At 60.1% G+C, this 429-nt stretch carries 1 protein-coding gene; it reads left to right on the plus strand.

All coding sequences use genetic code 11. From position 1 onward, the window contains the following. On the plus strand, positions 1-329 hold a 329-nt coding region (locus I6F21_RS38015; RefSeq protein ID WP_225184419.1), incomplete at its 5' end, for a VOC family protein. Positions 330-429 lie beyond the last annotated feature (100 nt).

Genomic DNA, 429 nt, shown 5'->3' on the forward strand with positions numbered 1-429 from the left:
AGGTACTGGACCTCACGCCCTCGCATACGCTCGATTTTCCGGACTTCGGGCTCGTCTACCTGCGCAATGCAGAGAACGATGTTGAACTGGAACTGACTTTGAACAAGGGCCGCCAGGAGCCCTACACCCACGGCGACGGCTATGGCCATGTGGCCGTGGTTGTCGACGATGTGGCCACCAAGCATGCCGAATTGCTCAGGGCGGGCTACGAGCCGCTGGCGGTCAAGGAATTCAAGGCAAACGATGCGTTGCTAGCCCGCTTCTTCTTCATCCAGGATCCGGACGGCTACAAGATCGAGGTGCTTGAGCGCCTCGGTCACTATCGCTGAGCGTGCCATCGCGCGGGCATGGCTCAGCGTGCCTGATCTGATCTCGGAAGCAACGCGCCATGATTCCTCATCTCTTCACCGCGCTCTCGGGCCCGCTTTC

The sequence above is a fragment of the Bradyrhizobium sp. NBAIM03 genome (assembly GCF_020194055.1).
Lineage (GTDB): Bacteria > Pseudomonadota > Alphaproteobacteria > Rhizobiales > Xanthobacteraceae > Bradyrhizobium > Bradyrhizobium yuanmingense.